This is a genomic window from Mycobacterium sp. SMC-13 (genome assembly GCF_045311035.1).
In the GTDB taxonomy this organism is placed as follows: Bacteria; Actinomycetota; Actinomycetes; order Mycobacteriales; family Mycobacteriaceae; genus Mycobacterium.
Window position 1 is genome coordinate 181,848 of record NZ_JBJIAI010000011.1, and the last position, 18,519, is coordinate 200,366.

17 protein-coding genes and 1 pseudogene are annotated in these 18,519 nt (G+C 67.9%); 7 read left to right on the plus strand and 11 right to left on the minus strand.

Annotation, left to right across the window (positions count from 1 at the left end):
* Positions 1–100 precede the first annotated feature (100 nt).
* The 3 genes from ACJH6I_RS18060 to ACJH6I_RS18070 are packed head-to-tail and all read left to right on the plus strand — an operon-like array spanning position 101 to position 2,314.
* Complete coding sequence (locus ACJH6I_RS18060) at positions 101–1,231, plus strand: Rieske 2Fe-2S domain-containing protein (protein WP_318985987.1); 1,131 nt, start codon at positions 101–103, stop codon at positions 1,229–1,231.
* Positions 1,231–1,509: a ferredoxin gene (locus ACJH6I_RS18065; RefSeq protein WP_318985988.1), complete on the plus strand. Its 279-nt coding sequence runs from the start codon at positions 1,231–1,233 to the stop codon at positions 1,507–1,509. Before ACJH6I_RS18060 ends, ACJH6I_RS18065 begins: the two co-directional genes overlap by 1 nt.
* Before the next feature lie 4 nt (positions 1,510–1,513).
* On the plus strand, positions 1,514–2,314 hold the full coding sequence (locus tag ACJH6I_RS18070; RefSeq protein WP_318985989.1) for an SDR family NAD(P)-dependent oxidoreductase: 801 nt from the start codon (positions 1,514–1,516) through the stop codon (positions 2,312–2,314).
* A 24-nt stretch (positions 2,315–2,338) separates the two neighbouring features.
* Here ACJH6I_RS18070 and ACJH6I_RS18075 read toward each other — a convergent pair whose 3' ends face one another.
* The gene (locus ACJH6I_RS18075; RefSeq protein ID WP_212811879.1) at positions 2,339–3,121 is read right to left on the minus strand and encodes an SDR family NAD(P)-dependent oxidoreductase; all 783 of its coding nucleotides are present in this window, start codon (positions 3,119–3,121) and stop codon (positions 2,339–2,341) included.
* A gap of 84 nt (positions 3,122–3,205) precedes the next feature.
* Positions 3,206–4,150 carry a hypothetical protein gene (locus ACJH6I_RS18080; RefSeq protein WP_318985990.1) on the minus strand — a complete coding sequence of 315 codons (945 nt, stop codon included), beginning with the start codon at positions 4,148–4,150 and terminating at the stop codon, positions 3,206–3,208.
* Positions 4,151–4,216: 66 nt separating this feature from the next.
* Between ACJH6I_RS18080 and ACJH6I_RS18085 the strand changes: the two genes are divergently transcribed.
* Positions 4,217–4,801 carry a TetR/AcrR family transcriptional regulator gene (locus ACJH6I_RS18085; RefSeq protein ID WP_318985991.1) on the plus strand — a complete coding sequence of 195 codons (585 nt, stop codon included), beginning with the start codon at positions 4,217–4,219 and terminating at the stop codon, positions 4,799–4,801.
* Positions 4,802–4,807: 6 nt separating this feature from the next.
* Here ACJH6I_RS18085 and ACJH6I_RS18090 read toward each other — a convergent pair whose 3' ends face one another.
* Both ACJH6I_RS18090 and ACJH6I_RS18095 read right to left on the minus strand, forming a co-directional pair.
* Positions 4,808–6,244 carry an amino acid permease gene (locus ACJH6I_RS18090; RefSeq protein WP_318985992.1) on the minus strand — a complete coding sequence of 479 codons (1,437 nt, stop codon included), beginning with the start codon at positions 6,242–6,244 and terminating at the stop codon, positions 4,808–4,810.
* A gap of 69 nt (positions 6,245–6,313) precedes the next feature.
* Positions 6,314–6,826: an anthrone oxygenase family protein gene (locus ACJH6I_RS18095; protein ID WP_318985993.1), complete on the minus strand. Its 513-nt coding sequence runs from the start codon at positions 6,824–6,826 to the stop codon at positions 6,314–6,316.
* An 80-nt stretch (positions 6,827–6,906) separates the two neighbouring features.
* On the opposite strand from ACJH6I_RS18095, the pseudogene ACJH6I_RS18100 reads away from it, so the two are divergent.
* Positions 6,907–7,833, plus strand: a pseudogene (locus ACJH6I_RS18100) (cupin domain-containing protein).
* A gap of 12 nt (positions 7,834–7,845) precedes the next feature.
* Here the strand turns inward: ACJH6I_RS18100 and ACJH6I_RS18105 are convergent.
* From ACJH6I_RS18105 to ACJH6I_RS18130, 6 genes are all read right to left on the minus strand, one after another.
* Positions 7,846–8,700: an SDR family oxidoreductase gene (locus tag ACJH6I_RS18105; RefSeq protein WP_318986027.1), complete on the minus strand. Its 855-nt coding sequence runs from the start codon at positions 8,698–8,700 to the stop codon at positions 7,846–7,848.
* Positions 8,701–8,733: 33 nt separating this feature from the next.
* Positions 8,734–9,642 carry an alpha/beta hydrolase gene (locus ACJH6I_RS18110; RefSeq protein ID WP_318985994.1) on the minus strand — a complete coding sequence of 303 codons (909 nt, stop codon included), beginning with the start codon at positions 9,640–9,642 and terminating at the stop codon, positions 8,734–8,736.
* A gap of 31 nt (positions 9,643–9,673) precedes the next feature.
* Positions 9,674–10,474: an IclR family transcriptional regulator gene (locus ACJH6I_RS18115; RefSeq protein ID WP_212811874.1), complete on the minus strand. Its 801-nt coding sequence runs from the start codon at positions 10,472–10,474 to the stop codon at positions 9,674–9,676.
* A gap of 250 nt (positions 10,475–10,724) precedes the next feature.
* Positions 10,725–12,188 carry an FAD-dependent oxidoreductase gene (locus ACJH6I_RS18120; RefSeq protein ID WP_318985995.1) on the minus strand — a complete coding sequence of 488 codons (1,464 nt, stop codon included), beginning with the start codon at positions 12,186–12,188 and terminating at the stop codon, positions 10,725–10,727.
* Positions 12,185–13,093 (minus strand): biphenyl-2,3-diol 1,2-dioxygenase, encoded by a 909-nt coding sequence (bphC, locus tag ACJH6I_RS18125; protein ID WP_318985996.1) that lies wholly within the window; start codon positions 13,091–13,093, stop codon positions 12,185–12,187. The genes ACJH6I_RS18120 and bphC overlap by 4 nt, the downstream gene beginning before the upstream one ends.
* A 1-nt stretch (position 13,094) precedes the next feature.
* A complete protein-coding gene (locus ACJH6I_RS18130) occupies positions 13,095–14,276 on the minus strand; it encodes an acyl-CoA dehydrogenase family protein (RefSeq protein ID WP_212811871.1) in 1,182 nt (393 codons plus the stop codon).
* A 221-nt stretch (positions 14,277–14,497) separates the two neighbouring features.
* Here ACJH6I_RS18130 and ACJH6I_RS18135 point away from each other — a divergent pair, with 221 nt between their 5' ends.
* Together ACJH6I_RS18135 and ACJH6I_RS18140 are read left to right on the plus strand one after the other, a co-directional pair.
* Positions 14,498–16,105, plus strand: a complete 1,608-nt coding sequence (locus ACJH6I_RS18135; RefSeq protein ID WP_318985997.1) for an NAD(P)/FAD-dependent oxidoreductase — start codon at positions 14,498–14,500, stop codon at positions 16,103–16,105.
* Positions 16,105–16,905, plus strand: a complete 801-nt coding sequence (locus ACJH6I_RS18140) for a mycofactocin-coupled SDR family oxidoreductase (protein ID WP_318985998.1) — start codon at positions 16,105–16,107, stop codon at positions 16,903–16,905. Before ACJH6I_RS18135 ends, ACJH6I_RS18140 begins: the two co-directional genes overlap by 1 nt.
* 9 nt (positions 16,906–16,914) lie before the next feature.
* Here ACJH6I_RS18140 and ACJH6I_RS18145 read toward each other — a convergent pair whose 3' ends face one another.
* Positions 16,915–18,312 carry a wax ester/triacylglycerol synthase family O-acyltransferase gene (locus ACJH6I_RS18145; RefSeq protein WP_318985999.1) on the minus strand — a complete coding sequence of 466 codons (1,398 nt, stop codon included), beginning with the start codon at positions 18,310–18,312 and terminating at the stop codon, positions 16,915–16,917.
* Positions 18,313–18,519 lie beyond the last annotated feature (207 nt).

The following is an 18,519-nucleotide window of genomic DNA, read 5'->3' on the forward strand; positions in this document are numbered from 1 at the left end:
GTCCCTGCCAGCGGGAGAACACGTGCATTGCGCACCCCGTTGCTGTTAGACCTGAAACATCAAACTGCAGCCCAGTTTTCAATGTGAGGATGGTCATCAGATGTCGGTGGAGGATGTCGATGTTCGCCAGATCGAAGCCGGTGAAGCGCCGACCCGGTTCGCCCGTGGCTGGCACTGCCTTGGCCTGACCAAGGACCTCGGTGACGGCAAACCGCACTCGATCAAGGCCTTCGGGCAGAAACTCGTCGTGTTCCGTGGCGCGGACGGCCGGCTCAACGTGCTGGACAGCTACTGCCGCCACATGGGTGGTGACCTGAGCCAGGGCACCGTCAAGGGCAATGAGATCGCCTGCCCGTTCCACGACTGGCGCTGGGGTGGCGACGGCAAATGCAAGTTGGTGCCGTACGCCAAGCGCACCCCGCGGCTGGCACGTACCGCGAAGTGGGAGACCCTCGAGCAGGACGGGATGCTGTTCATCTGGAACGACCCCGAGGGCAGCGCGCCGCCGGCGGAGAACTACATCCCGCGCATCGAGCAGGCGGGCAGCGATGAGTGGACCGATTGGCATTGGTACACAACGGTTGTCAACGTCAACTGCCGCGAGATCATCGACAACGTCGTCGACATGGCGCACTTCTTCTACATCCACGGCGCGGTGCCGTCGCACTTCAAGAACATCTTCGAGGGCCAGGTCGCGACGCAGTACATGAACGGCGGTGGTCGCGAGGACATGCAGGGCACCGAGGGTGCGAAGATGCTCGGCTCGACGTCGGTGGCGTCGTACTACGGACCGTCCTTCATGATCGATGACCTGACGTACCACTACCCGGACGCCGACCACAAGACCATCCTGATCAACTGCCATTACCCGATCGACTCGAATTCCTTTGTGCTGCAGTACGGAATCATCGTGAAGAAGATGGCGGGCCTGCCCGAGGAGGCGGCTGTGGCGACGGCGCACGCGCTCGGTGACTGGGTGAAGCAGGGCTTCGAGCAGGACGTGCAGATCTGGAAGAACAAGGCGCGCATCGACAATCCGCTCCTGGTCGAGGAAGACGGCCCGGTCTACCAGCTGCGCCGGTGGTACGAGCAGTTCTACGTCGACGTCGCGGATGTGGTGCCGGAGATGACCGACCGTTTCGAATACGAATTGGACACCACCGTCCCGCGTGAGGCGTGGACCAAGGAGATGGAAGCCAACATCGCAGCACGGGCCGCGGAGTCGGTCTGATGACCGCGCGGCCCGACATCCGGCTGGCCGACATGCCGATGGTGCCCGTGGCCTGCCGTGCCTGTGGCGCAGAGGTGTTGGCGCGCAAGGGCAGCTGGCAGCAGACCAGCGTGCAGTGGACGCGCGAGTCGGCTGCGCGGTGCGAGGAGCGCCGGCGGGCCGAGTGTCTGCCGGGCCGGATCTTCCTGGCGTGCGGCCAGCTGAAGGAGTCCATCGCGGATGCGGTGGCGGCCGGTGTCGTGCACGTCGTTCAGGACGAACTGGGCGTGGCACCATAGCCGCATGAGCTCAGACAAGCGGGTCGCGGTCGTCACCGGTGCCAGCCGGGGCGCCGGCAAGGGTATAGCCGCGGCGTTGGTGGCCGACGGGTGGACGGTGTACCTGACGGGCCGTACCGTCACCGATCCCGGCGACGGCGGTATCGCCGTGCCGGTGGATCACCGCGACGACGACGCCGTGGCCGCGTTGTTCGCGCGGGTGGCCGACGAGGCCGGACAGCTCGATCTGCTGGTCAACAACGCCGCCGTGGTGCACGACAACCTCGTCGACCCGAAGCCGTTCTGGGAGAAGCCGATCGGCCTCGGTGACGTGCTCGACGTCGGTCTGCGGTCGGCGTATGTGGCGTCGTGGCACGCCGCCCCGCTGCTGGTGGCACGGGGCCGTGGCCTGATCGCGTTCACGTCGTCGCCGGGCGGGGTGTGTTACATGCACGGCCCGGCCTACGGCGCGCAGAAGGCCGGCGTGGACAAGATGGCCGCCGACATGGCCGTCGACTTCCACGGCACGGGGGTGTCGACGTTGTCGATCTGGATGGGCATCCTGCTCACCGACAAGTTCAAGCAGGCGTTCGACGCCGAGACGCTGGCCAAGGCCGCCGGTAATTTCGAGACGCCGGAGTTCATCGGGCATGTGATCAACGCGCTGTATCAGGACCCGGACCTGGACGGCATCAGCGGGCAGACCGTGATCGCCGCGGAAGAAGCCCAGCGCTACGGCATCACCGACGTCGACGGGCGCACGCCGCCGTCGCACCGGGCGATGCTTGGTGATCCGCGGGTGCCCAGCGACGTGGTCGTCCGCTGAGCACCCGCGGAAGTTCGTGGCGCGTCAGCAGTGCGCGCCGCCGTCGATCCGGATCTCGGTGCCGGTGAGGAACGCGCCGTCATCGGAAGCCGCCATGGCGACCACCGCGGCGACCGCGCTGGGATCACCCAGGTTCGCGTCGTTGCCGGTGTTGAGCATCGGGACCTGCTTGGTCCACAGCCCGTAGTCGGTGCCTTCCGGCATCTTGGCGAACGTGCCGTTGGCCAGCGGGGTGGAGACACCGCCGGGCTGGATGTTCACCGCGCGCAGTCCCTGCTTGGCGTATTCGAGCGCCAGTGAGTGGGTGAAGCTCAGGATGCCGCCCTTGCTGGCGGAGTAGGCCGCCATATAGGGGTGGGCATAGCTCGCCGAGGTCGAGGTGAAGTTGATGACCACCCCGCGGCCCGATGCCAGCAGCGCCGGCAGCGCCTGGCGGGTCATGAGGAAGGTGCCGGTGAGGTTGACCGCGATGATGCGGTTCCAGTCGGCCAGCGTGATCTCGTGGGTGTGTGAGCACGTCTCGATCGCGGCGACGTTGACCAGCACGTCCAGGCCGCCCATGTCGGCGATGGCGGCGTCGACGCCCTTGATGACGTCCGCTTCCGACGAGATGTCGAGCACCGTGGTGGTGAGACGCGCTGCGGTGCCGGCCTTTTCGGCGGCTTCCTTGGTACGGGCCAGGCCTTCGGCGGAGATGTCGCACGCGACGATGGTGCCGCCCTCGTCGAGCAGGCGGGCCACGGTGGCCTGTCCGATGCCCGACCCGGCGCCGGTCACGATGACCCGGCGGTCGCTGAATCTATCCATGCTGCAAGTCCTTTCGTTGCCGAAGGATTCTTGCGGCACCGGTGTCCGGCTGGACGGCTGTGGTCCGGTCACCGGGATGTCTTCTCAGCCCGCGGTCGGCGTCAGCTTGCGGACGGTGCCGAAGAGGTCGGTGCTGTACAGCGCCTGCGGGTCCCAGCCCGGCCCCGCGCCGAAGCGCACCGAGGTACTGCCGAACATGCCAGAGGCCAGGATGCACGCGGCGTGGCGTTCGGGATCGATGCGCACGATGTCGCCGCCGTCCATCGCCAGGTAGATGAGGCCGTCCGGACCGACCGTGAGGTCATCGGGGAATCCGAACAGCCCGAACAGGCCCAGGTTGACGGTTCGGATGTGGCTGGGGTCGGTGACGTCCACGATGGCCAGGGTGCTGACGGGTTGCAGGTCCATCGAGGCGATGACGGTGTGGTGCGCGGTGTCGTATGTCAGGCCATTGGCCATGGTCACAGAGGGTGCGAGGCGGCTTTCGCGGGTGCCGTCGGCGCTGATCCTGGTCAGCCCGGTGGTCCAGCCGATGTTGCGGGAGACGACGAACGAACCGTCGGGCAACCGGACCATGCCGTTGGGCATGGTGAGCTTGGTCGCGACCGTCGTCAGCACGCCGCTGCCGAGATCCACGCGGGCGATGCCGCCGTCCTTCGCGCCGAAGACTCCGGAGAGAAAGCTGTTGCCGGTGGTGAAGTACGCCGCCCCGTCGGCGACGGTGATGCTCCCCGGCGCAGCAACATTCGGTACGAAGGTGCTGCCCTTGCCGTCGGGGGTGAGGCGGTACAGCTGCCCCGAACTGCCGACGGTGCGTGAGACGAGCATGGTGCCCACACCGTCGAACGCGAGGTTTTCCAGGGAGCCCAACCCACTTGCGACGGTGGTGGCGCGCCACGGGCACCGGGTGATGGCCACGGCGGACGCCGGTGCCGGCGGTGCGCCGACGACGGCCAGCAGCGCCAGCGCCGCGGCCGATGCCAACCGGGCAGCGGTGCCGCGTCTGCGGCTTCGGATCGCACGAATCATGGTTTCCCCATCTGTGAGTACGAGGTCGTACTCGCACGTCAGGGCACAGTACGATAACGTACTGGGATGCGCAACACGGAGGACGACGACGCCCGTCAGCGATTTGTCGACGCGCTCGCGGCATTGATCGGCGAACGCGGCTACGCCGCGACGTCCGTCGTCGACATCGTGCGCAAGGCGCAGGCCTCCAAGACCACCTTCTACCTGCACTTCGCGAACAAGCAGGAGTGCTACCTGGCCCTGCTGGCCTCGGTGACCGACGATCTGGTCGCCGACATCCGGGCGGCCGTCGATTCAGATGCGCACTGGCACAATCAGATTCGGCAGATGTTCACGGCCTACATCGCGCATCTCACGGCGCGCCCGGCGATTTCGCTGAGCTGGATACGCGACCTGCCCGCGTTGGGCGCGGCCGCCCGTCCGATTCAGCGGCGAAACTTCGCCGAACTCGCCGCGCTGCTCGGCGAACTCGCCGCCAACCCGGGATTTCAGCGGGCCGCGCTGCCGCCCATCACCAGGCCCAAGGCCGTGATGCTGCTGGCCGGCGTGCGCGAGCTCGCCGCGCAGACCGCCGAAGACGACCTGGACATCGAGACCGTCATCGGCCCGGCCACCGACATCGCGATCAGCATCCTGTCGGCAGGGCAGTGATTCGGGTCAGTTCTCGACCGCGTCGGCGGGAACACGACTGTCGACGCTCGTCGGCGCCGGGGTGCCGGGTTCGGCGTCAGGGGTGTTGCGTCGTCGGACCACCTCGAACGAAACGAGGATGACGGCCAGGGTGACACCGCTCATCAGGAACTGCGAGCGGGTGTCGGGGAGGAACGCCATCGCCAGGATGACGGTCGCCATGAGCGCGATGGTGGCGTAGCTCAGCCACGGGAACAGCCACATCGTCAGCTTCAACGTGCCGGGCCGCGTCCGTTCGATGCGGCGGCGCAGGACGACCTGCGATATCGCGATGATCAGGTAGACGAACAGGGCGACGGCGCCGTAGGAGTTGATCAGGAAGTTGAACACCACGTCGCCCCACACGTAGGTCGCGGCGACCGATGCGTAGCCGACGGCGGTGCCCAGCAGGATCGCACGGCGCGGGACGCCGCTCGGGGACAGCTTGGTGAAGAACCGGGGCGCGTCACCAGAGGTGGTGAGCGCGAACAGCATTCGCGACGTCGTGTACAGCGCGGAGTTGAGGCAGGACAACACCGCCGTGAGCACGATGAAGTTCATGATCGTCGCGACGCCCGGGATGCCCAGAACGGTGAGCACCGAGGCGTAGGGGCTGATGCTGACGCTCTTGGTGTTCCAGGGCTGGATGGCCACCACCACGAGGATCGAGCCGACGTAGAACCCGATGATGCGGAAGACGATCGACTTCATCGCCCGGGTCACCGCCCGCTCGGGTTCGTCGGATTCGGCGGCGGCGATGGTGACGATCTCGGCGCCCGTGTAGAACGCGACGCACGGTACGACGGCCGCCAGGACCGCGCCCCAGCCCAGCGGCGCGAAGCCGCCGTGGTCGATCAGGTTGGCCAGGCCGGGTGTCGAGTGCGGCCACAGTCCGGTGATCCACAGCGCGCCCATGCCCAGGAACACCACGATGGCAATGACTTTCACCGACGAGAACCAGTATTCGAACTCGCCGAACGAGCGCGCCGAGACCAGGTTGCTTGCGGTGAGGGCCAGCATCAGACCGAGGCTGAGCACCCACAGCGGCACCGCGGGCAGCCAGAGATGCAGGATGCGGCCGCCCGCAACGGCTTCGACCGCGACCACGATGACGAAGAAGTACCAGTACATCCAGCCGGTGACGAAACCGCCACGGCGCCCGAGCGCCTGCCGGGCGTAGACGTAGAACGAGCCGACCACCGGTTGCGCCACCGCCATCTCGGCGAGCATCCGCATGATCAGCAGGGTGATGATGCCGGCGATCAGGAACGACACGATGGCCGCGGGCCCGGCGCTGCCGATCACGACGCCGCTGCCGACGAAGAGCCCGGCGCCGATCACTCCGCCGAGGGCGATCAGGTTCAAATGCCTGCGCCGCAGGCCTTTCGCCAGCTGCGCATCACTGGCCTTGATCTCTGAACTCACCACTGACGCGACGATGCCGCAGTTCGGCGCGCCGGCCCATGGTTGTGGTCACCGTGCGTTAATCCCGCGTCAACCGCGGACCGGCACGGCGAGCGCCCAACCCAGGACGGCGGTGGCCGCGGTGTTGGCCACTGCGCGGATAATGTTCCAGCGCACCCACGACGACTCGAACTGCTGGCGAAGTGACGCGAGATCGGCGGCACTGCTCGAGCCCGCCGCGGTGGCGAGCTTGTCGTTGAGCGGCACGTTGACCACCGATGTGACGGCGAGACTGGCGAGGTTGAGGGCCAGGCCGATACCGATCCAGATCAGCACCGGGCGGGCGCCGGGCTTGACGAAGAACGCCCCGGCCAGCGCGGTGAAGCCGACCGACCCGAGGAAGGTCAGCAGGAACGGCGGATTGACGATGACGACGTTGATCTTGTTCATGACGTCGATGAAGGTCCGGTCGTCGAACGCGCCGAGTGCGGGCAGCACCGACACCGCGTATGCGTAGTAGAGGCCCGCGAGCAGCCCGGAGGACAACAGCGCGACGATGAGCGCCGTCGTGCCGAGGGGCTGGGGGAGCTTGGTGAATGTCATGAGCTGACGGTATTGACCGACGGCTGGACGCTCCATCCGCAAAAGGCTCACTTTCATACGTGAGCGTCTACGCTTTCCACGTGGATGCCCTGGCCGGGTTGCTGGACGGGCCACGTGCGCGTGGCGCATTTCTGATGCGGTCATTGCTCGACCCGCCGTGGTCGCTGCGCGTGCAGGACCGCGCGCCGCTCACCATCGTGGTGGTCGCCCGCGGGTCGGCGACCGTCATCCCGGATGGTGCCGCCGGCCGGCGACTCGAGGCGGGCGACATCGCGATCTGCCGCGGGCCGGACTGCTACACCGTCGCCGACGACGCGGCGACCGCGCCCGGAGTCGTCGTGCACCCGGGGCAGGTCACCACGACCATCGATGGTGAACCACTGTGTGAGGCATTGAGTCTGGGGATCCGGAGCTGGGGTACCCGACCTGACGCGCAGACCCTGTTGATCACCGGCGCCTACGAAGAAGTGGGTGCGGTCTGCCGGAGGCTGCTGACCGCGCTGCCGCCGCTGGTGGTGATCCGGCGGGGCGAGGTCAACACCATGCTGGTCGATCTGCTGCTCGACGAGATGGCGCGCGATGAGCCGGCCCAGGGCGCGGTGCTCGACCGGATGCTCGATCTGCTCACCATCGCCGCTCTGCGCAGCTGGTTCTCCCGTGCCGAGGCACCGACCTGGTATCGCGCGTATCGAGATCCTCAGGTGGGCACGGCACTTCGGCTCATCGAGAACAATCCGGCACATCCCTGGACCGTGGGGTCGCTGGCCGCCGAGGTCGGGCTGTCCCGGGCGGCCCTGGCGCGGCGGTTCACCCAACTCGTCGGCGAGCCGCCGATGGCGCTCCTCACCGAGATTCGCCTGGCGCTGGCCGTCGACCTGCTGCGCGGTTCCGATGCCACCATCGAAGCCGTTGCCGGCCGCGTGGGCTAGGGCACCGCCTTCGCGCTGAGTACGGCGGTCAAGCGCCGTTACGGCATGAGCCCCAAGGCAATCCGCGCCCAGGGGTAGGCCGGTGGGCGGTCAGCGGGTCTTGGCGAAGCGGCGGTGCCGCCACACATACCGCGGAATGCCGCGCAGGGGGACACCTTTGGGCCAGCCGTCGGGCCGGAAGTAGGCATCGGTGCCGCCGTCGACGAAAATGACACTGCCGCAGAGGAAGTCGGCGGAGTCCGACAGCATGAAGACGATCCAGTTGGCGAGGTGCACGGGATCGCCGAAGTTGCCGGTCGGGATCGGGAAGGCGCGGACGGCCTTGCCCTCGCGCGGCGAATCGAGCTGCGCCTGCAACAGCGGCGTCATGATGGCCCCGGGCGCCAGTACATTCAGCCGGATGCCGCGGCCGGCCCAGTCGGCCGTCACCGCGGTCTGCCGGACCCAGCGGGCCACGGCGATCTTGGACGCGGCGTACATGAGCGCGGAGGCGCCGCCGCCGAAGAACCGCACGGCGCGGGCTGCCCGGTCGGCGTCGCCGGCCAGCAGTGCGCGGATGGCGCGGCGGGGGACCGCTGGCACCGTCGTGCTGGAGTTGCTACCCAGCGCAACGACTTTCGCGTTACCGGCGGCCGACAGTGCGGGCTGCCACGCCGTCAGCAGGTCGACGGTGCCGAGGTAGTTGATCTGGGCGATCAGGCGCGCGCGGTCGGCGCCGGCACCGGGCCCGATCCCGGCGGCCAGCACGGCACCGTCGAGCGTGCCTTCGGACAGCTCGAGCACCCGCGTGGCGGCGGTACGCCGGCCGTCGGCGGTCGACAGGTCCGCGATGACATCGGCGTCCTTGAGGTCGACGCCGATCACCGTATGGCCCTGATCGCGCAACTGCTTCGCCGCCTGGTATCCCATGCCGGATGCCGAACCGGTCACAGCGTAGGTGCCGATGATGAACTCCTCGATTGGTTGGGGAAGCGCCGTCTAATCGGCGAGCAACTTGGTCACTGCGTCGGCCACGTCACGACGGGCCCGGTGCGCGATGTCGAGCACCGGCATGGTCAGGAAACCGTGGATGGCGCCGTAGTACAGCTCGGTCACCGGTACCTCGGCCTCGCGCAGCGCTTCGGCGTAGGCGAGGGCCTCATCCCGCATCGGGTCGTAGCCCGTGACGACGAGCACGGCCGGGGCGACATCCTCGACGGATGCGGACAACGGTGCCGCATAAGGGTTTTCGCGGTCGGTGGTGTTGGGCACGTACTGGTCCCAGTACCACTGCATGGCGGCCGTGGTGTTGTAGTAGCCGGTGCGGAACTCGTGGTACGAGCCGTAGGTGAAATCGGCGGTCAGCACCGGGTACAGCAGTACCTGCGCGGCCAGCGGCGCACCGCCGCGGTCGCGGGTCATGAGCGCGGTGACGGCGGCGAGGTTGCCGCCGGCGCTGTCGCCGCCGACGACGAGCTTCGCCGGGTCGCCGCCGAGTTCGGCGGCATGGGCGGCGGCCCACTGGGTCACGGTGTAGACGTCTTCGGCGGCGGCCGGCCACCGATGTTCGGGTGCCAGCCGGTAGTCGACCGAAACGACCACGGCGGGAATCGAATTCGCGAAGCTGCGGCAGAGGCCGTCGTGCGAATCCAGATCGCAGAAGACGAAGCCGCCGCCGTGTGCGAAGACGAAGATCGGAAGCGGGCCGTCGGCCGCGGGGCGGTAGACCCGGACCCCGATGCCGTCGACCTCCGTGTCGGTGACGGAGGCGACCGCTTCGGGTTCGGCAGGTGCGACGAATCGCGCACGAATGGCGGCGCGCGCCTGCGCCCCGGTCATGTTCGGCAGGTCGGGGAAGCCGCTGTTGAGTGCCTCGAGGAGGCCGGCGATCTGGGGGTCCAGGCTCATGCGTGATCCGCTAGCGCTACTCGCTGGCGGCTCATGCGTACTGCAACGCCGGGCCCATGCGCAGCGGCCGCATCGGCTGCAGCGTCGGCGCGACCCGGGAATCCTCGGCGTTGCGCCAGATGCCCATGGCGGTCATGCGCACCGGCGCGGTCAGCTGTTCGAAGGCCATGCGGTTCATTGGACCACACACCGAGACGGCGGCGACGGCCTCACCCTGGCGGCCGATCGGCGCTGCGACACAACCGAATCCGGGCACCGACTCCTCGCGCTCGAAGGCGACGCCGTGGGCGCGGACCTTGGCCAGTTCGGTGGCGAGCTGGGCACGGTTGGCGATCGAGTACTTGGTCTTGCGGCTCATGAGGTCGACCTCGGCGTCCTGGTTGTAGGCCAGGATCGCCTTGCCGACGGCGGTACAGTGCGCCGGCTGGCGGCCGCCCACCCGCGACGGCAGCACCGTCATCATGCCGTTGCCGACCTTCTCCAGGTAGACGACGTCACCGCCGTCGAGCACGGCGAGGTGCACGACGAGGCCGGTGGCGCGGTGCAGCTCGTGCAACAGCGGGCCGGCGGCGCGGTGCATGCGGTCCTGATGCACGGCCAGCGAGCCGAGCTCGACCAGACGCATCCCGAGTTCGTAGTCCCGGCCGTTGCGGCGCAGCCAGCGCAGCTGCACCAGACGCTCCAGCATCCGGTGCGCGGAGGAACGGGGCAGGCCCGTGCGGCGCACGATCTGCGCCAGGGTCAGGCGGCCGGGGCCGTCGAACGCGTCGAGGACCAGCGATACCCGGTCGATGACCGCGCTGGGGGTGGTGGATTCGACTGTTGCTGTCATGTCGGCCTCCAAGCTCCGTTGCTCCGTGTCGATATTCCTATTAGGAATATGCCTGTTTGTATCACACGGCGGTGGGGCTTGTCACACATTTCGTCGGAGCGCGGCAGAATATATGCACGACGAGGCGCCCCGAGCCGGGTTGGCAAGGGGCGCCTCGTGTATCAATTTTGCAGCTCATGGCCCACATTTGGGACACGAGCTCACAGTCGTTCCAGCGGCGACACGCGGGGTGGCGACACGCCGGGCGGGCTCAGTTTTGCGCCGCGGACCTCCCGGCGCGGCGCCCGTAGAAGCTGCCGTCGCCCAGCGACACCCCGCTGGCATAACCCCAGGCAGACAGGCCCGCTGAGCACCGGCCGGCCGCGAACAGCCCCGGAATCGGTTCGCCGCTGACGTGCAATACGCGGCCGTCCAACGTGGTCAGCAGGCCGCCGAGGGTGAACCCGCCGGTGCTGTTACGCAGGTCGATCGCACCGACCGGGGACCCGATCGGGCGCAGCCACTGCGGCTTCTTGTGCAGCAGCGGGTCCGCGCCGTTCGCGGCGTGCTCGTTGTAATAGGCCACGGTGTGCTGCAGGACGCCGGCGGGCAGGCCGATCTCGGCTTCGAGCTCGGCGACCGTCTCGCACACCCACGTTGCTGGGCGGCGCAGGAACGGTGTCGCCGAGGTGGCGGCCATGGCCTCTTCCATGGCGTCACCGTCGATGATCAGGTAGGCCGTGTTGTCCTGGTAGTACAGCGTCTGCTGGCCGATGCGTCCCGCGTAGGTGTCCTCGGCGATGTAGCGCTGGCCCAGGCCGTTGACCAGGATGCCGCGGACCAACTGCTGCGGGTCGCAGAAGAACGCCACCTCGGTGGCATCCATGTGCGCGAGGTCGGCGCCGAGCGCCTGTGCCATCCGGATCGCCCGGCCGTCGTGCTGCTCGATGCTCGCCGCCGGACGGCCCGCGATGCGGGGTGCGTACTGGGCGACCATCGCGTCGCTGTAGGCGAAGCTGCCCGAGGCCAGCACCACGCCGCGGCGCGCCTTGATCGCCACGGTGTCGCTGTACCGGCGCGCGACGATGCCGACCACCCGGCCGTCGGCCTCGGTGATCAATGACTGCACCTCGGTGTCGTACACCGACCGGACGCCCTGCGCGGTGGCCGTTTCCACGAGCGGCTTCATCAACATGTAGCCGCCACTGCGCTCACCGGCGACCTTGTCGGTCATCTGCGGCACGTGACCGCGCGGCGCCGGGGAGGCAATGGTGTTGTACGGGAAGGCGTTTTCGCCGCCCGTGAACATCAGGCCCTCGTCGCTCGGTGGCTCCCAGCCCGGTTCACCCCAGAACACCGGCTTGAACGGCACGCCGCAGCTCACGAGCCAGTCGTAGTGGGCGACACTGCCCGCGCAGTAGTCGTCGATCCGTTCGGTGTCCGCGCCGGGACCCATGGCCACCTTCAGGAAGGCGGCCATGTTCTCCGCGGAATCGTCGAAACCGCAGGCCTTTTGGAGAGCGGTGCCACCGCCGAGGTAGACGAATCCACCGGCCATGGCGGCGGCGCCGCCCCAGCCGCCGGTGCGTTCGACGACCAGGACGTCGGCGCCCGCCGCCGAGGCCGCCACGGCCGCGGCCGCGCCGGCGATGCCGTAGCCGACGACCACGACGTCGGCCTCGTCATCCCACGCGGTGATGGACGATGCCGGGACCGGTTTGAGATCGGCGCTCATGGCAGCATCGCCCGAGGCGGCACGCCCATCCACTCATGGCCCCAGTAGCTGTCGGCGGTGATTTCCTCTGCGGTGTAATACCGTTCGTCGACCTTCATGCCCTCGGTGCCGAATTCGATGTCCCAGTCGCCGGGTGAACGCACGTAGAACGACACCATCTTGTCGTTGGTGTGCCGGCCCAGCGTGGAGGACAGCTGGAAGCCGTCGCGGTTCACGCGGTCGAGCGCCTGCCCGACGGCGTCGAGCGTGTCGACCTCGACCATGAGGTGGATGAGCTTCGGGTCACGCAGCGTCGCGGCCGGGCAGATCGCGAGGCTGTGGTGCCGCTCGTTGATGCCCAGGAACTGCACGCGCAGGGGGCCGAACTCCGGGGGAGCAGGCACCCGGAAGGCGCCGCGGGGCAGGAAGCCCAGCACCTCGGTGTAGAACGTGAACAGGCCCTTGGCGTCCTGCGCCGGCAGCACCACGTGGCCGAGGCCCAGACCCTCGGTGACGAAGCGGGCGCCGAACGGCGTGACGACGGGGCTGTGGTCCAGCACCGCGCCGTGGAATACCTCGACATCGTTGCCGGCCGGGTCGACGAAGGCGATGACCTCGTCGACGCGACGGGCGTCGGCCTCGTCCAGCGACAGCTGCTTCCACGGCACACCGGCGCCGTCGAGGGTGGCCTGCACCCGGCGCAGAGCGGCGCCGTCGCGAACCTCCCAGCCCACGGTGACGATGCGGTCGGCATCGCCCGGCACCACGATGATGCGCGCGGTGCGCTCGTCCATCCGCAGGTAAAGCGCGTCGGGATCAGGGCCGCTGCCCTTCGCGAAACCCAGTACGTCGAAGGCGAATTGGCGCCAGCGCTCGATGTCGGCGGTCTGGACCTTCACATAGCCCAGGCTCTTCAGGTCACTCACGTCAGATCATGCCTCGCAGCGGGCCCTGCGGATCCACGCCCAGGCTGCTGAGTGCCGACGCGTGGTAGGTGGTGCCGGGGACGTGGATGGCGTGGGCCTGGCCGACGTGTGCGTCACGCCAGTAGCGCTGCAGCGGCTTGTCCATGCGGGTCGCGTTGCCGCCGCAGCGGGCGAAGATCTCGTCGACCGCGGACACCGCGCGCCACACCGACCGGATCTGGGTGCGCCGGCCGGCGGCGCGGTCCTCGAAGGACACCTCCTTGCCGGCGGCGACCATGTCGTAGATCCGGTCGACGTTGGCCAGCAGCTCCTGGCGGGCGGCGTTGATGTCGGCGGCGGCCTCACCGATGGCGTACATGACGTACGGGTCGTCCTTGATGGCCACGCCACTGGAGTTCACGCGCTCGCGCTGGTAGTCGAGCGCGGCGGCCAGGGCGCCTTCGGCGATGCCGATGACGGCCGACGAGATGCCCAGCGGGAACATGGTCGACCACGGCATCAGGTACAGCGGCGAGGTCATGCCGGCCTCGATCTGCGCCCGGCCGTCCATCACCTTGGTGGCGTCCATGGTGCGGTAGGTGGGTACGAAGGCGTCCTTGACGATGACGTCCTTGGAGCCGGTGCCGCGTAGGCCCACCACGTTCCAGGAGTCCTGGACGATCTCGTAGTCGCTGCGGGGCAGGATCATGTGCAGCATCTGCGGCGGCATGACGGGCTTGCCCTCGGCGTCACCCAGCATGGCGCCCAGGAAGATCCACTCACAGTGGTCGGTGCCCGAGCTGAACTGCCAGCGGCCGTTGAAGATGTAGCCACCATCGACGGGCCGGGCCACGCCCTGCGGCGCGTACGGCGAGGCGACCCAGGTGTCGGTGTCCGATCCCCAGATCTCGGCGGCGACCTTCGGGTCGGCATAAGCGAGTTGGTACGGGTGCACACCGACGACACCGTTGATCCAGCCGGCGGCCGGGTCCAGCGCGGCCGTCGCCATCACGGTCTCGGCGAACTCGCGCGGGTGCACCTCCAGGCCGTCATATTCCTTGGGCTGCAGCAGCTTGATGTTGCCGGCCGCCTTCATCAGCTTCACGGTCTCGTCGGGCAGCTGGCCCAACTTCTCTGCCTCCCAGGCTTGTTCGCGAAGCTGGTCGGCGATGTCACCGAGTCTGTCGATAACCCGCTGGGTCATGGTCGTTTTCCTAACTCCTGTGATGGGCTAATCAATGGTTTACCGCACCCGCAGCGCACCGGGAGGCGCTTCCCGGTCAGCGGGCGAAATCCTTCACCCGAAGTCGATTCGGGCGCTTCCTGGTCGCCGCGGACCCCGCTGGCCGGGACGCGCTCCGCCGGGTCGTCCGTTCACCGGGACGCCTCGTACTGGGTTGTGTGGCGGACGGCTAACTTCGCACTATGAGCAGCGCAGAACAGGTTGACGTCGTAGTAGTCGGTGCCGGGTTCGCCGGTCTTTACGCACTGCACAAGCTGCGGTCGGAAGGCCATTCGGTCGTGGTGTTCGAGGCGGCCTCGGACGTGGGCGGCACGTGGTTCTACAACCGGTACCCCGGTGCCCGGTGCGACGTGGAGAGCATCGACTACTGCTACTCGTTCGACAAGGATCTGCAGCAGGAGTGGACCTGGACCGAGAAGTACGCCACCCAGGCCGAAATCCTCACGTACATCAACCATGTCGCCGACCGGTTCGATCTGCGCCGCGACATCCGGCTGAACACCCGCGTGGTGTCGGCGACCTTGAACGAAGAGACGCTGCGCTGGACCGTCACCACCGACACCGGTGAGACGGTGGACGCGCAGTTCTGCGTCATGGCCACCGGCGCGCTGTCCGATCCGCTGCTGCCGGACATCCCGGGCGTCGAGACCTTCGCCGGCGAGACCTACCACACCGCGAACTGGCCGCACGAGGGCGTCGACTTCACCGGCAAGCGCGTCGGCCTCATCGGCACCGGTTCGTCGGGCATCCAGACCACGCCGATCGTGGCCGCTCAAGCTGCCGAACTCGTTGTCTTCCAACGCACTCCGAACTTCTCCGTGCCGGCCGGTAACGAGCCGCTGACGCCCGAACGCGAAGCCGAGGTCAAGGCCAACTACGACGAGCGCCGCGCGCTGTCGTGGCGCAGCGGCGGCGGTTCGCCGCACATGGCGCACCCCAAGCGCACCATGGAGCTGTCGGCGGAGGAGCGCCGCGCCGAGTTCGAAAAGCGTTGGCAGCTGGGCGGTGTGCTGTTCAGCAAGACCTTCCTGGACCAGATGGTCGACCCGGTGGCCAACGCCGAGGCCAAGAAGTTCTACGACGAGAAGGTCCGCGCGGTGATCGACGACCCCGAGGTCGCCGACATGCTGATCCCGAACGACCACCCGATCGGCGCCAAGCGAATCTGCACCGATACCAACTATTTCCAGACGTTCAACCAGCCGCACGTGAAGCTGGTCAGCGTGAAGAAGACGCCGATCGAGCAGATCGACGCCACCGGCATCACGACCACCGAGGCCCGGTTCGACCTGGACGCCATCATCTTCGCCACCGGGTTCGACGCGCTCACCGGCGCGCTGGGGCGCATCGACATCACCGGCCGCGGTGGTGAGAAGCTCAAGCAGAACTGGGTCGACGGGCCGCGCACCTACCTGGGCCTGGGCGTCGACGGCTTCCCGAACATGTTCCTGGTGAACGGCCCCGGCGCGCCGGCCGTGCTGGCCAACATGGTGCTGCACGCCGAAGCGCACGTGAACTGGATCGCCGACGCGATCGAGTACGTCGGCAAGAACGGCTACGCGGCCATCGAGGCCACCACAGACGCGGTCGACGAATGGGGCGCCGAACTGGTGCGCCGCGCCGACCAGACGTTGTTCCCGAAGGCGAACTCCTGGTACATGGGCGCGAATGTGCCCGGTAAGCCACGGGTTTTCATGTTGTTCATCGGTGGCTTCGCCGCCTACAACGACATCTGCGCCGAGGTTGCGGCCGCGGGGTACAAGGGATTCGAACTGACCAAGGCCGGCTGATGTCGGGGCTGCTGAACAAGGTCGCCCTCGTCACCGGTGCCGCCCGCGGCACCGGCCGGACCCACTGCGAGCGGTTCGCCGACGAGGGCGCCGACATCATCGCTCTCGACGTCGCCGGTGCCGCAGCCGATCTGGCCGATCTCGCCGACGCCGTCAAGCAGCGCGGTCAGCGCTGTTTCACCGCTGTGGCAGACGTGTCGTCGTTCGACGAGGTGCAGGCCGCGGTCGACGAAGGGGCCTGGGAGTTCGGCCGGCTGGATGTCGTGGTCGCCAACGCCGGCATCCATTCGGCGTCGGCGCCGGCGTGGGAGGTGACCGCCGAGGACTGGCAGCGCGTCATCGGAGTCAACCTGACCGGGGTGTGGCACACCGTCAAGGCCGCGATCCCGCATTTCGGCCCCGCCGGCGGATCCGTGGTGATCATCAGTTCCACCAACGGACTTCGGGGCACCGCGAACACCGCGGCGTACACGTCCACCAAGCATGCGGTGGTGGGTCTGGCTCGGACCCTGGCGAACGAGCTGGGGCCCAAGCGGATTCGGGTCAACACCGTGCACCCCGGCGCGGTCGGGACCCCGATGGTGCTGAACCCGGAGACCTTCAAGCGCATCCGACCCGATCTGGAGAACCCGACCGCAGAAGATGTCGCCGAAGTCCTTGCCGCGCGCAACCTCTTGCCGGTGCCGTGGGTGGAGCCCGAGGACATCAGCAACGCGGTGGTGTTCCTGGCGTCCGACGAGGCCCGCTACATCACCGGCACGCAACTGGTCGTCGACGCCGGGCTGACGCAGAAGGCCTGACCCGTCGGGCTAGCTGCGCTCGACGAGCCCGGCCGCGATCTCGAGTTCCACGAGCGCCGGCTCGATGGCGTCGGCCATGGCATCGATGTCGTTCGCCATCTCGGGAGTGGTGACGAAGCCGAAATCGATGCGGTCGCGATAGCTGAAGCAGGTGACGTTGAGCCCGACGTCCATCACCAGGGGACCCATCGGCATCATCTGTTCGAGGACCGCGCCGGCCATGTACAGCGGCACGGGCGGCCCGGGCACGTTGGACACGACGAGGTTCATCGGCTTGAGGGTGCCGCCGAGCTTGCTCGCCGTGTACGCCCGGGCGGCCAGGGCCACCAGGCCGGGTGGGGTGGTGTCGGTCAAGCCCATGATCTGGTGCGCGGTAAGCGCTTTCGCCATCTCCTTGGCGCTCTGGGAGCTCGCGTAGATGGCCTTGATGCGTTCGGCGGGGTCGACGATGTCGGAGGCCAGCGACACCGACATCGCGCTCACCTGATTGCCGACCTGGTCGCTGGAGCTCTCGGTCCGGGTGGACACCGGGACCTGCGCGATGAGCGACTTGTCGGGCAGCTCGCCGCGGTCCTCCAGATACGTACGCATGGCACTCGAGACGAGCGCCAGCACGACGTCGTTCACCTTCACGCCGAACGCTTCCTTGACCGCCTTCACGCGCTCCAGCGACACACCGGAATTGCTGACCCGCCGGTGCGGTGAGATCGGGCCGTTGAACCGCGTGTGCGGTGCGTCGAAGTAGCCGGGCGGCTTGTTGGCGACGCCGAGCGCCGCAATCTGCTGGCGCACCGTCTGCTCCAGGAAACGCACGACGCGATAGGGCGTCTTGATGCCGATGTTGATGAGGCCGCCCAGGGCCTGCAATTCGATCCCGGGTGCCTTGACGCCGACCAGTGACCTGCTCGGCTCGGCCGCCGGTGGCCGCGGGGTGGGCGTGATATCGAGCAGAATCTCACCGAGCCCGGCTCCCGAGACGCCGTCGATGATGGCGTGGTGCATCTTCATCAGCACGGCGACCCGGCCGCCCTCGACGCCCTCGATGAACCAGAGCTCCCACAGCGGCCGGGACCGGTCCAGCTTGTAGGACATCAGCCGCCCCACCAACTGGTCGAGTTCGCGGCGGCCGCCGGGGGCGGGGACCGCGATGTGGCGGACGTGGAAGTCGAGGTCGAGTTCCTCGTCTTCGACGAACCACGGCCGGTCGAGGCCGAGCGGTGCGCCGGTCACCCGCCACCGCAGTTGCGGCATCTCCGGCAAACGCGTCGCGATGAGCGCCTTCACCGACTCGAAGCTGAAATCCGGTGCGTCGGTGGGGTCGTAGATCGACGAGGCGGCGACATGCATATGCCAGCTGTTGGTCTCCGCGAACCAGAAGGTCGCGTCGGCACCGGACAAGCGATTCATGGGCCTGATCCTAGGGCGCGTGCTGCGTGCGGCGCGTGAAATCGGCGGATTGGTACGAATTTCGGCGTGTGACGGTTGTCTCCGCGCGTCGTGGGTCGGCAATCGTCTTGGGACGCAACGAGACCCGCTGGTCCGGCAGTAGCCGGCGATGTTGCAGCCCGGTCAATTGGTAAGCCGGGCAATATATTCCGGTGGCCTCGATGCAGA